The following is a 12,176-nucleotide window of genomic DNA, read 5'->3' as shown; positions in this document are numbered from 1 at the left end:
ATGGATCCACTTACCGTTGCGATTGGTTTAGGGCTGATTGTCAGCCTGTTATTTACCGAAGCGTTTGGCCTGGCGGCCGGCGGCATGATTGTGCCGGGCTACTTTGCTTTGAGCTTCCAGCGTCCGCTCGATATCGTACTGACGCTTACCGTCTCGCTGGCTGCCTACCTGGTGGTCCGCTGCATTTCGAACTTTGCCGTCATCTACGGACGACGGCGCATCGTGCTGATGTTGCTGATGGGTTTTGTGATTGGCCACCTGGTTCGTACGCTGCTCGCCCTTCCCGCGATGGGCAACACCGACTCGGCCACGGTCGACACCGCCATCGGTGTGATTGGCTATATCGTTCCCGGCCTGATCGCCTTGTGGTTTGATCGGCAAGGGTTGTTCGAGACGCTAGGCACCGTGCTCACTGCCTCGGCCGTGGTGCGACTCGCCTTGATTGTCTTGGGAATGGAAACCTTCATAACTTCAGCATGGAACTAAACACGATGAAACGCGTCTACTGGCGACCCCAAAAGATCTCGAAAGCGGCCCTGTTTGCCATCGGCTTGGTAGCAGTTGGCGGCACCCTGCTGCTCGAACGCTTCCCCACCCACCATCACCAAGGCGACTTGCAAACCAAAATCGTCGCCGCGCAGCTTGCCAGCCGAGGCATGAACGCGGTCCGCGAAGCCCGGCAGCAACGAGGCCACGACTTCGACCGCGTGTTCGACCCCATGCAGTCGGGGATGATCGGCACCGCCATGTCGCCGGTGACCAGCTTGCCTGGTCACTTGGAAGCCAAGCAAACTAGTGTGAATCCAAACTTTGCGGCCGTGTCGGTCGAACTGCTACAGAAGGCCGGCGTCGGCAAAGGCGACCTGGTGGCCGTCGGCTGCACCGGCTCGCTGCCAGCCTTGAACACCTGCTTGTTCGCGGCCATCGAAGCCATTGGTGCCGAACCGGTGATCGTCCACTCGGTTGCGTCGTCGCAATTCGGTGCCAACATGCCCGACATGCTCTGGCTCGATATGGAACAAGTGCTGTACGACGAAGGCATCATCTCGTTCCGCTCCAACGCAGCAACGCTGGGTGGCTTCGGCGATCGCGCCCGCGGAATGGATGCCGACTCGGTAGCTTTGCTCAAGGCATCGCTCACCCGCAGCAACATTCCGGCCCTCGAACCAAACTTACTACGCGAATCGATTGACCAGCGGATGGATATCTACCGTACCGCGGCAGGCAATCGCCCCATCAAGGCCTACGTGAACGTCGGTGGTGGTGCTGCTTCGATTCATGGCGAAGATGGCCGCGAGGCCTTCGGCGGTGGACTCACCGAGAACATGCCAGCAGGAGCCGATTCGATCGACTGTGTCGCGACACGTTTCTCCAAGCAAGGAGTGCCAGTCATCAATCTTGGGAACACCATCTCGTTGGCCAAAGAGTTCGGTCTGCCCACCGCTCCGCAAGAAATGCCAACCATTGGCGACGGCCCGGTCTACTTTAGCTCGCGGCCCAACCGCCTGGTGGCCACCCTGCTGCTGATTGCCGTGCTGGGAATGGTACGCGTTTACGTGTGGACCGACCTGTGGGCCCGCCTGCGGGCGAAGTTCACCTACTTCGACTCGACTCACCCCGATGTCCTCCGAATGGAGGAATCGCCCAAGGGTGTGGAGTTGATGGTCTAGTACGTTTTGATAACAGGAGTCGCGGTCATCGCTCTTGGGAGCTGTGATCGCAGTGGAAAGTGCGATTCAGGGACTGGTCGCTGCATTGCAGGAGGGCAGGTGTTACAATAATCCTACATTTTATTGTGATACCTCCCTCCTGCAGTCTTCAGGCTTTCCCATGTCTCAGGCGCTCTCTCGTTTGGCGAAGCTGCCGCAATCGCTGCGGTCTCTCTCGATGCTCACACTGGCAGCTGTTGCTCTAAGCTTGCCTGCTTCGCTCAGCTCGGCCGACAACGCTCGGCAGCAACTCACCTTCGATTTCGACTGGCGATTCCACCTCGGCGATGTCCCTCAAGGGCCCGACCCGAGTCTCGACCACCAGCAGTGGCGTCAACTTTCGGTGCCGCACGATTGGTCGATCGAGCACTCGTTCAGCCCCGACCATGCCAGCGGCACCGGCTACCTGCCAGGCGGCATCGGTTGGTATCGCAAGTCGTTTGAGGTTCCCGCCGACTGGCAAGGCCGCGAAGTCACCCTTCACTTCGATGGGGTGTATCGCAACAGCGAAGTCTGGCTCAACGGCCAGCGACTTGGCGAGCGGCCCTACGGATATGCTCCCTTCTACTTTCGTTTGACTCCCTACCTCAAGACCGGCGAGACCAACGTACTGGCAGTGCGCGTCGCCCGCCAGCAGGTGGCTGACTCGCGTTGGTACACCGGCACTGGCATCTACCGACATGTTTGGCTGACCGTGACAAACCCCGTTCACGTCGATACCTGGGGCACGTTTGTCACCACTCCTCGCGTGACCGACGAGCGGGCCGACATCCACGTGACCAACGAAGTGGTCAACCACAGCGAACAGCCTGCCGAGATTCTTGTCGAAACGTCGGTACTTGCTCCCGATGGGAGCCGGCTCGGCGAGCAGTCGACCAAGTCGGAGCTTGCCGCTGGCGCGAAATACACGTTCGCTCATTGGCACATGGTCGAGGATCCTCAGCGGTGGACTTTAGACGAGCCAACGCTCTACACGATGGAAACACGCATCGTGGAGAATGGCGAAACGGTCGACGTGGTTCGCACTCCCTTTGGGATTCGCACCTATTATTTCGATGCCGACGATGGGTTCTTCCTGAACGGTCAGGCGATGAAGATCAAAGGGGTCTGCCTGCATCACGACGCCGGCGTGGTCGGAGCGGCCGTACCCGACAAGGTGCTCGAGCGACGCCTGCGCATCGTGAAGCAACTTGGCGCCAACGCGGTGCGTTGCAGTCATAATCCAATGGCCAAGGAGCTGTACTCTCTGTGCGACGAGATCGGGCTGCTCGTGATGGACGAAGCCTTCGACGAATGGGAACTCGGCAAGCGCAAGTGGGTGAAAGGGCGCAATGTCGGCCGCGCCGAACGGTTTGGCTACAACGAACACTTCGAAGAGTGGGCCGAGCAGGATGTTGAAGCGATGGTGCGTCGCGGCCGTAATCATCCCTCGATCATCCTCTGGAGTATCGGCAACGAAATCGATTACCCAGGCGATCCCTACGTGCACCCGGAGTTCTTCGATCCTGCAGCCCCGCCGGCCGATGCGGGATCGCCCAAAACCACCCGCCTGGCGGTTGTCGCGCCGTCGCTCATCGCCGCGGTGAAGCGTCACGACCCGACCCGACCCGTCACAATGGCACTGTCGAACGTGCCGGCTTCCAACGACATTGGGCTGGCGAACATGCTTGATGTCGCTGGTTACAACTACCAGGAGCAGTTCTATAGCCGGGACCACCGCGACTTCCCCGGTCGGGTCATCTACGGCAGTGAAAACGGCCAAGGCCCACCTAGCTGGCAAGCGGTAGCCGACAACGATTACATCAGCTCCATCTATTTGTGGTCGGGTTTCGACTTTCTTGGCGAAGCCGGCGAGTGGCCCAACCATGGCAGCAAGTCAGGCGTGTTCGACACTCGTGGTTTCCTGAAGCCCCGTGCGTGGATGCATCGCTTGAATTGGAGCGACGAAGCGATCGTGCACCTTACCGTCAACCAAGAGCGGCGTAACGCACCGCGACGTCTTTTCTCAACTTCGCGAACACCACGACTGTGGAAAACGGAAGAAGGCACGATGATAATGGTGCTGATCGCCTCGAACTGCGATCGCGTTGAGTTGACGCTCAATGGCAAGCCGCTTGAAGTCAGCACCGAGAAGTTTGGCCCCTACTTTCGGGCTCGCGTTCCATTCACCGCTGGCACGCTTGCGGTGAGTGGCTTCAAGGATGACCAACTGGTAGCGACCGACTCGCTCGTCACCCCTGGCCCAGCAGCCAAGTTGGAATTAGTGGCCGACCGCGAAGCTCTCGCCGCCGATGGGCAGGATGTTGCCCACGTTGAAATCCGCGTGGTCGACGAAGCCGGCACGCTTGCTACCGATGCGACGACTGAAGTTACCGTCGAAGTCACCGGCCATGGCAAGCTGTTAGGTGTCGACAACGGCGATCAGGACGATACCACCAACCTGCTGAGCCCCACCAAGAAGACGAGCGACGGTCGCCTGCTGGCCATCGTTAAAAGCACTCGCACCGCGGGCGAATTGACGATCACCGTCGAGTCCGCAGGGCTGGCTCCGGTAGAACTCATGCTACCGACAAGCAGCGAGTAATGTCAGTCCATCTCGGGCTCGCCCGTCAGCACGTTAATTGCGGCCGCGGTGCCATCGGGATACCACTCGATGCACCGCAGTTCGCAGTGCGGAGCCGCTTTCTGGAAGGTCCGCGCGCCCACGACGCTAATCCCTTCGCCAAGTGAGACGTCCAAGTACTCTAGCTGCTGGAGCGCGACCAGCTGCATCAGTCCTTTGTCGGTGATTTCGGTCTTGCCGATGTCGAGCCTCACCAGCTCCTTAAACCCCAACAAGGTCTCAATCACCTCGTCGGTCAGGTCGGTATCTTCCACGTTAAGTACGCGGAGATTAGTAAGCGCCGCGAGAGACTGAATGCCTTTGTCGGCAATCTGAGTGTTTCGCAGCATCAGTTCTTCGAGAGAGACCGCCGCCCCTAACGCGGCGAGTTCCTCGTCGTCAACGGGACAATTCAACAAGCTCAAGTGCTTGAGCGATGGCATCGTTGCCAGCGATTGCAGGCAGTCTCCTTCGACTTCGGTGCCAAAGATATTTAGTAACTCCAGCTTGGGAAGCGATTGCAGGGCTGCGATTCCTTGATCGCTCACGTGCACGCAGTTGAGCACTCGCAGCTCTCTCAATTCCCGCAGTTCAGCGAGCGACTCGAACTCGGCATCCGTGGCGTCCGAACCTACCAATTGCAGGAACTGCAAGCTCTTGAAGTGTTTTAGTGTTGCGACATACTCTTTGTCGGAGCGTTCGAGAGTCATCCGCAGTCGCTTGAGGTTCGGCAACTGCTGTAGCCGCCCAAATGCACTGGGTGTGATCGATGTCTCGCCCAACCCAAGCGACTCTAGCTTCTCGATCTTCAGCAACGAATCGACGCTGGCGTCGGTAATCAGCTCGCCTTGAAGATTCAGCTCGCGAAGGTTTGGCAACCGCGTGATCGCTTGCACGTCTTCGTCGGTGTAGCCATAGCCGGCAAACCAGACCGATACGACCGTTGCAAAGAAGTCGTCCCCGAATACCGACCGTGCGAGCGCCGGGCCGGGGGGCTCCGCCCGTCGGTCTTCCCGTTGGTAGTCGTGCCCCACGCGTCCTCCGCGGGCGACGATTCGCTCGACCACCGGGCGTTCGATACTCTTACGGTAAGCGTGCCGACCGTACCAACCCGAAAGCATCGCTAGCAATGTCATAGCAATCAGCATGGTCCGCAAGCGAAAGCGGAAACGGCCGCGGCGTTTCGTTGGGATCGGCTCCGTATGCATACAACCTGCTTAAGTAGCTCACGAGAATAAAAAACGGAGATCGGATGCGTGCATCCGACCTCCGTTATAGCATCTCTCGCTAACTCGCAAGGAATGTACCTGGCAACCTCGCGAGGAATCTCCGATCGTCAGATTTAACGGCCGGTCATCCGTTCCAGTTCCTCGGGATAGCGATCGCCGAGCACCGGCACCTTGGCCGCGGCAGCATCGATTTCGCGAAGATCATCGGCCGACAATCCCAGGTTGATCGCCGCCAGGTTCTCCTGCAACCGCGTCAGCTTCGTGGTCCCGGGAATCGGCACGATCCAAGGCTTCTGGGCCAAGAGCCACCCCAGGGCGATTTGGGCCGGCGTGGCATTTCGCTGAGCGGCTAACTCGCCGAGCAACGCAACCAACGCCTGATTGGCCTCGAGCGCTGCGGGCGAGAACCTTGGCAATCGGCTTCGCATGTCGTTGCTATCAAACGTGGTGCTCTGCTCGATCTTGCCGGTCAAGAAGCCACGGCCCAGCGGGCTGTAAGCCACGAATCCAATGCCGAGCTCTTCGAGCGTGGGCAGCAACTCAGCTTCAGGCCCGCGATACCACAGCGAATACTCACCCTGGTACGCCGTGACAGGCTGCACCGCGTGGGCACGACGGACGGTTTCGGGCCCCGCTTCGGAGAGTCCGAAGTACTTGACCTTTCCAGCGTCGATCAGTTCCTTCACCGCTCCGGCCACTTCTTCGATCGGCACATCGGGATCGACCCGATGCTGATAGAACAAGTCGAGGCAATCGACCTGCAGTCGCTGGAGCGACGCCTCGGCTACCTCTTTGATATGCTCCGGCCGACTATCAACGCCGGCCCAACCGGGCGAGCCGTCGTCTTTCATCTTGAAGCCAAACTTAGTAGCAATGACCACCTGCTCACGAACCGGAGCCAGGGCCTCGCCGACGAGTTGCTCGTTGGTAAACGGACCGTAAACCTCTGCGGTATCGAAGAACGTCACGCCAAGCTCCACGGCTTGTCGCAACAGCTCGATCATTTGCTGACGATCCTTGGGGGGACCGTAACCAAAACTCATGCCCATGCACCCCAGGCCGAGGGCCGACACTTGTAGCTGGTTGCCCAACTGGCGTGTCTTCATGGAAGCCTCCTCTCTGTTCGGGACTCTTGGTGGAAGAACGCTCTATTCGGTTTTGAGCGATTCCATATCGATGCAGAAGCGATACTTCACGTCCGACTTGAGCAACCGCTCGTACGCTTCATTGACCTTCTGAATTGGGATCACTTCCACGTCGGAGGTAATTTGATGCTCGCCGCAGAAATCAAGCATTTCCTGCGTTTCGGCGATGTCGCCGATCATCGATCCGACCAGCCGTCGCATACCGAAGATCAAGCTCATCACCGCGATCGGCAATGGTTTCTCTGGCGCACCGACCAGGATCATCGTGCCATGCGGCCCGAGCTGATTCAGGTAGGCATTCAGATCGTGTTCGGCCGAAACGGTGTCGAGAATGATGTCGAAGCTGCCTGCGTGCTGCTTCATCTCATCTTCGTTACGCGACACAATCACTTCGTCGGCCCCAAGCTCTAGCGCGTCGGCCTTTTTGGCTTCGGAGCGGGTGAACAGCACCGTGTGAGCCCCAAAGGCGTGGGCGAACTTCACGCCCATGTGGCCGAGACCGCCGAGTCCGACGATGCCGACCTTTTTGCCTTTGCCGGCTCCCCACCGCCGTAGCGGCGAGTAGGTCGTAATGCCAGCACACAACAGCGGAGCCACGCCCGGTAGGTCGAGGTTCGTCGGCACGCTGAGCACAAAGTGTTCGTCGACCACGATACTGTCGGAGTACCCACCATAGGTCACCGGCGCGGTGCCATGCTTATCGGGACCGTTGTAGGTGAGCACCATATTTGGGCAGAGGTTCTCGTGCTTCTGCTTGCACTGGGGGCATTCGAGATCGGAATCGACCATGCACCCCACGGCCGCCAGATCGCCCACTTTGAACTTGGTAACCGCCGAACCAACTTCGGTGACCTTGCCAACGATCTCATGGCCTGGCACCACGGGATAAACGGTCGGCGCGAACTCGTTCCACTCATCCCGTACCTGATGCAGGTCGGAGTGACACACACCGCAGTAGAGGATTTCGATCTTCACGTCGCGCTCGGTGGGATTGCGACGCGGAATGGCGTCCGACGCCAACGGGGCGGTGGCACTAGCAGCGGAATAGGCTTTGGTTTGATACATCCTTGGGTTCCTTATAGAGCTTCGATTCGGTGATCCGCGAGCAACCTCTATTGAACGGTACTCCAAACGCTCTAGCAATGGCTGTCATCGGGTTAGGGGTGCGATGACTGATTCTAGAGCGTTCGATTCTTATGGCGATAGAACGATTGTCGACGATCGTTGTACAATTCTCTATTCCTCAGTAAACCGATTCTCGGTTCCCGATGGTTTCGACTAACTTGGACCGCATGAGCCACGAAGAAAGCCAATACGAACGCGACCGGCTGAGCACCACGCAGCAGGAACTCACCCGGCGGATCACTCGCCAGCTGCCCGCGAGCGGCATCCTGGAAGTCCGCCCTGGGGTGTTCTTCAATCGTTTCTCAGAGCCGGGGGGTAATGAACCACAGCCTGGTGGGTCCCTCGTTCTGCGTGATCGCTCAGGGGAGCAAAGAAGTCCTGCTCGGCGACGATCGCTTCCGCTACGACCCCGCCCATTACCTGATCACCACGATGGAGCTACCGCTCACGAGCGAAGTGGTGCAGGCTTCACCGGAAGAGCCTTACCTGAGCTTTCGCTTGGTGCTCGACCCCAGCGTGGTAACAGCCGTGATGGTTGAATCGGGCCGGGCGATCACCAATCGCAACCGCAGCGTGAAAGCGGTAAACGTCAGCCCACTCGATGCGAATCTGCTCGACGCGATCGTCCGCTTGGTGCGGCTCACGGAGTCGCCAGAGGAATACGCGGTGCTGTCACCGCTAGTGATTCGCGAGATCGTCTTTCGATTGCTCACTGGCTCGCAAGGAGATCGCATGCTGCACCTGGCCACCCTGGGGGGCGACGTACACCGCATGGCGCGGGCGGTGGAACGCATTCGCCGCGACTTCGACCAGCCACTGAGCATCGAGCAACTCGCCCAGGAGCTGCACATGAGTGTCTCGGGCCTGCACGCCCACTTCAAAGAAGTCACGGCCATGAGCCCGTTGCAGTTCCAGAAGCAGCTCCGCTTGCAGGAGGCTCGCCGGTTAATGCTGAGCGAGGACCTGGACGCCGCGCAGGCTGGTTTTCGCGTGGGATATCAGGACGCTTCCTATTTCAACCGCGATTACAAACGGCAATTCGGCGAGCCTCCGAAACGCGATATCGAACGGCTTCGCGAGTGGTCGTCTGCCGATCAGCAAGCGTAGCGAGTCGCCAGCAGACGACGCGTTTCGCCGACTATAACGACTATGCGGATCGCGTTCGCTATGGGAGTCGTACCACCCGCAATCACGATTTGTGGGTCGCACTTGAGCGAAAAGTTTGCTGCCACCGCAAACGGACTAGCCGATACACGACCTCGTTCGGAGTTGATTCTACGGGAAAACTCCCCCGTTTTCTTTTCCCGCGATTGCCTAACCGGCAAGACGAGGCGCATAATAACGTATTGGGCGGTAAGTGAGCGGAGCCGCCCGTTTGAACATAAGTCGTTGGCAAATAATAAGTTGGCCCCAAAGCCATTATCGATGAATAGCCAAAGCCTCAACTATATCGAGCAAATCTACGCCGACTATCTGGCTAACCCTGAGACGGTCACCCCTGAGTGGCGGCAGTTTTTCCAAGAAGATGGTTGGCGAGAAGCGGTGGCCATGCCCCCGGTATCGCCCCCTGAGCCGGCAGTAGAGCCTCCCGCGGTGTCTCAGGCCCCCTCCAACGGGTCGGCCGATGGCACCCATGCAGGACTAAACGGTGACCACTACGGCGGCAATGGCGAGTCGGCCCGTCGCAGCGAGCACGCCCCGCCGAACCCGCTGCCCCCGCCCGGCCTGCCAAGCACACCGGCCGCCAGTGCCCCCCGCGTAGGTGGCGAAGGTCGCCCGATGCGCGGCGACGTGCAACTGGTCGCCCTGCAGGAACGTGTCGACCAACTTATCCGCAATCACCGTGTCCGCGGGCATATCATCGCCCGACTCGACCCGCTGAAGCAGCCACGGCCTCAACCGCCGGAACTCGATCCCGCTTACTACGGGTTCTCCGAAGAAGACTACGATCGCGTCTTCTCGACTCGCACCTCCTACGGCCCGCAAGAACGCTCGCTCCGCGAGATCGTGGGCTGGCTCCGCAATACGTATTGCCGGTACATCGGTGCCCAATTCATGCACATCGACGACCTGGCGGTACGCCAGTGGTTGCAGGATCGCATGGAGAGCAACGAAAACCGCATCCATCTGCGCCGCGATGAGCAGCTTCGCATCCTTCGCAAGCTGACCGACGCGGTCATTTTCGAAGAGTTCATTCAGAAGAAGTTCCTCGGTGCGAAGAGCTTTTCGCTCGAAGGGGCAGAGAGCCTGATTCCGCTGCTCGACATGGCGGTGGAAGACGCTGGCTCCGACGGCGTGGAAGAAATCGTGCTGGCCATGGCCCACCGTGGTCGGTTGAACGTGCTGGCCAACGTGATTGGCAAGAACCCGCGGCAGATCTTCCGCGAGTTCGAGGACCTCGACGCCGACAAGCAAATCGGCCGCGGCGACGTGAAGTACCACCTTGGGTACTCCAGCAACCGCGAAACGGCCAACGGCCGCGAAGTGCACCTGTCGCTCTGCTTCAATCCAAGCCATCTGGAGTTCGTGAACACCGTGGCCATGGGCCGCATGCGGGCGAAGCAAGATCGCCGGGGCGATCGCGAACGCCGCCGCGGCATGGCGCTCATCGTGCATGGCGATGCGGCTTTCGCCGGCGAAGGCGTGGTGCAGGAAACGCTGAACCTGAGCGAATTGCCCGCTTACTCCGTCGGCGGAACGATCCACCTGATCGTGAACAACCAAATCGGTTTTACCACGACTCCGCAGGAAAGTCGCTCGAGCACTTACTGCACCGACGTGGCCAAGATGCTTCAGATTCCCATCTTCCACGTCAACGGCGAGCATCCCGAAGCGGTCGCTCAAGTGCTGCGACTGGCGATGGACTTCCGCTACAAGTTCCAGCGTGACATCGTGATCGATATGTATTGCTATCGTTTGCGAGGTCATAACGAAGGGGACGAACCGTCGTTCACCCAGCCGCTGCTGTATCAGGCGATCGAACAACGCAAGAGCGTTCGCGCTGGTTACCTGGAGCACCTGCTCGAACTCGGCGGCGTGAGCCGTCACGAGGCCGATCAGATTGCTGAAGAGCGGCAAGCCCACCTCGAGCAAGAACTCGCCTCGGCCCGCAGCGACAACTTCGTGCCGCAGCAGGACATGCTCAGCAAGGTGTGGAAAGGCTACCGTGGTGGCCCCGAGAGCGAAGCTCCCGACATCGACACCGGTGTGGAACGCGATCGGCTTTCGCAACTGCTGGCCGTGCAAGCCCGTATGCCTGAGGGCTTTAACGTGCACCCGAAGATCCAACGGGGCATGGACAAACGGATGGAAATGGCCGACGGTGCTGCCCCGTTCGACTGGGCGGCCGCCGAAGCCGTGGCTTTTGCGTCGCTGGCGACCCAAGGCTATCCGATTCGCCTGACAGGCCAGGACTGCGAACGCGGAACGTTTAGCCATCGGCACTCGGTGCTACACGACTATACGAATGGCGCGGTTTATATGCCGCTCAACCATTTGTCGAAGGACCAGGCTCACGTCGAGATCGCCAACAGCCCGCTCTCCGAAGCTGGTGTGCTGGCGTACGAATACGGCTACAGCCTCGATTCGCCCGACGCACTGGTGATGTGGGAAGCCCAGTTCGGCGACTTTGCCAACGCCGCGCAGGTGGTGATCGACCAGTTCATCGCCAGTGCCGAAGATAAATGGCGTCGGTTGAGTGGTTTGGTGCTGCTATTGCCTCACGGTTTCGAAGGGCAAGGCCCCGAGCACTCCAGCGCCCGCTTGGAGCGGTTCCTGCTGCTCGCTGCCGAGGACAACATTCAGGTGGTCTCTCCCTCGACCCCCGCCCAGTACTTCCACTTGCTCCGCCGGCAGGTGTTGCGACACTGGCGCAAGCCGCTGATCGTGATGACCCCCAAGAGCCTGCTCCGCCATCGCGAGTGCGTGTCGGACATCGAGGACCTGGCGAACGGTCAATTCCAACGCGTGATCCCCGATACTCGGATTACCGACTTGAGCCAAGCGAATCGCATTTTGCTTTGCTCCGGTAAGGTGTACTACGAGCTTTATGATCGCCGCGATGAGCTCGGTTTGCAGGACGTCGCCATTCTGCGAGTCGAACAGTTCTACCCGTTGCCGACCAAGGCATTGAAGGCCGCGCTCGACACAGCAAAGCCTGGCGCGGATGTGATTTGGGTACAGGAAGAGCCCGAAAACATGGGTGCTTGGCGATTCCTGCGTTGCCACTATGGTGACACATTGCTTGGCAAGTTCCCCTTGAGTGTGGTTAGCCGGCCCGCATCGGCCAGCCCTGCCACTGGTTCCCGCTCGGCCCACATCTCCGAACAAAACAAACTGATCGCCGACGCACTAGGTCAATAACCTT

General features: G+C 59.5%; 8 protein-coding genes. 5 read left to right on the top strand and 3 right to left on the bottom strand.

What is annotated here, in order from left to right; genetic code table 11:
* The 3 genes from pgsC (at position 1) to Pan181_RS05680 (ending at position 4,293) form a co-directional block, all read left to right on the top strand.
* Positions 1 to 486, top strand: a complete 486-nt coding sequence (gene pgsC, locus Pan181_RS05690) for a poly-gamma-glutamate biosynthesis protein PgsC (RefSeq protein ID WP_145245914.1) — start codon at positions 1 to 3, stop codon at positions 484 to 486.
* A 5-nt stretch (positions 487 to 491) separates the two neighbouring features.
* Positions 492 to 1,670, top strand: coding sequence for a poly-gamma-glutamate system protein (pgsW, locus tag Pan181_RS05685; RefSeq protein ID WP_197528943.1), 1,179 nt, complete (start codon positions 492 to 494; stop codon positions 1,668 to 1,670).
* 160 nt (positions 1,671 to 1,830) lie between these two features.
* Positions 1,831 to 4,293: a glycoside hydrolase family 2 TIM barrel-domain containing protein gene (locus Pan181_RS05680; RefSeq protein ID WP_145245912.1), complete on the top strand. Its 2,463-nt coding sequence runs from the start codon at positions 1,831 to 1,833 to the stop codon at positions 4,291 to 4,293.
* Positions 4,294 to 4,295: 2 nt separating this feature from the next.
* Here Pan181_RS05680 and Pan181_RS05675 read toward each other — a convergent pair whose 3' ends face one another.
* The 3 genes from Pan181_RS05675 to Pan181_RS05665 all read right to left on the bottom strand — a co-directional run bounded on the left by Pan181_RS05675 (position 4,296) and on the right by Pan181_RS05665 (position 7,750).
* Positions 4,296 to 5,447 carry a leucine-rich repeat domain-containing protein gene (locus Pan181_RS05675; RefSeq protein ID WP_197528942.1) on the bottom strand — a complete coding sequence of 384 codons (1,152 nt, stop codon included), beginning with the start codon at positions 5,445 to 5,447 and terminating at the stop codon, positions 4,296 to 4,298.
* Between the two features lie 206 nt (positions 5,448 to 5,653).
* Positions 5,654 to 6,646 carry an aldo/keto reductase gene (locus Pan181_RS05670; protein ID WP_145245910.1) on the bottom strand — a complete coding sequence of 331 codons (993 nt, stop codon included), beginning with the start codon at positions 6,644 to 6,646 and terminating at the stop codon, positions 5,654 to 5,656.
* 42 nt (positions 6,647 to 6,688) lie between these two features.
* Positions 6,689 to 7,750 (bottom strand): NAD(P)-dependent alcohol dehydrogenase, encoded by a 1,062-nt coding sequence (locus Pan181_RS05665; RefSeq protein ID WP_145245909.1) that lies wholly within the window; start codon positions 7,748 to 7,750, stop codon positions 6,689 to 6,691.
* 378 nt (positions 7,751 to 8,128) lie between these two features.
* Between Pan181_RS05665 and Pan181_RS05660 the strand changes: the two genes are divergently transcribed.
* Positions 8,129 to 8,917, top strand: coding sequence for an AraC family transcriptional regulator (locus Pan181_RS05660; protein ID WP_145245908.1), 789 nt, complete (start codon positions 8,129 to 8,131; stop codon positions 8,915 to 8,917).
* Between the two features lie 318 nt (positions 8,918 to 9,235).
* Entirely contained in the window at positions 9,236 to 12,172 is a 2,937-nt protein-coding gene (locus tag Pan181_RS05655) for a 2-oxoglutarate dehydrogenase E1 component (RefSeq protein WP_145245907.1), read from the top strand.
* The last annotated feature ends 4 nt before the right edge of the window (positions 12,173 to 12,176 follow it).

This window comes from Aeoliella mucimassa (assembly GCF_007748035.1).
In the GTDB taxonomy this organism is placed as follows: domain Bacteria; phylum Planctomycetota; class Planctomycetia; order Pirellulales; family Lacipirellulaceae; genus Aeoliella; species Aeoliella mucimassa.
Note: the sequence above shows the minus strand (reverse complement) of the source record. Positions and strands in the feature narration are given on the sequence as shown.

Coding starts and splice junctions, on each gene's coding strand:
- pgsC (WP_145245914.1), top strand. CDS start 1: ATGGATCCACTTACCGTTGCGATTGGTTTAGGGCTGATTGTCAGCCTG.
- pgsW (WP_197528943.1), top strand. CDS start 492: ATGAAACGCGTCTACTGGCGACCCCAAAAGATCTCGAAAGCGGCCCTG.
- Pan181_RS05680 (WP_145245912.1), top strand. CDS start 1,831: ATGTCTCAGGCGCTCTCTCGTTTGGCGAAGCTGCCGCAATCGCTGCGG.
- Pan181_RS05675 (WP_197528942.1), bottom strand. CDS start 5,447: ATGACATTGCTAGCGATGCTTTCGGGTTGGTACGGTCGGCACGCTTAC.
- Pan181_RS05670 (WP_145245910.1), bottom strand. CDS start 6,646: ATGAAGACACGCCAGTTGGGCAACCAGCTACAAGTGTCGGCCCTCGGC.
- Pan181_RS05665 (WP_145245909.1), bottom strand. CDS start 7,750: ATGTATCAAACCAAAGCCTATTCCGCTGCTAGTGCCACCGCCCCGTTG.
- Pan181_RS05660 (WP_145245908.1), top strand. CDS start 8,129: ATGAACCACAGCCTGGTGGGTCCCTCGTTCTGCGTGATCGCTCAGGGG.
- Pan181_RS05655 (WP_145245907.1), top strand. CDS start 9,236: ATGAATAGCCAAAGCCTCAACTATATCGAGCAAATCTACGCCGACTAT.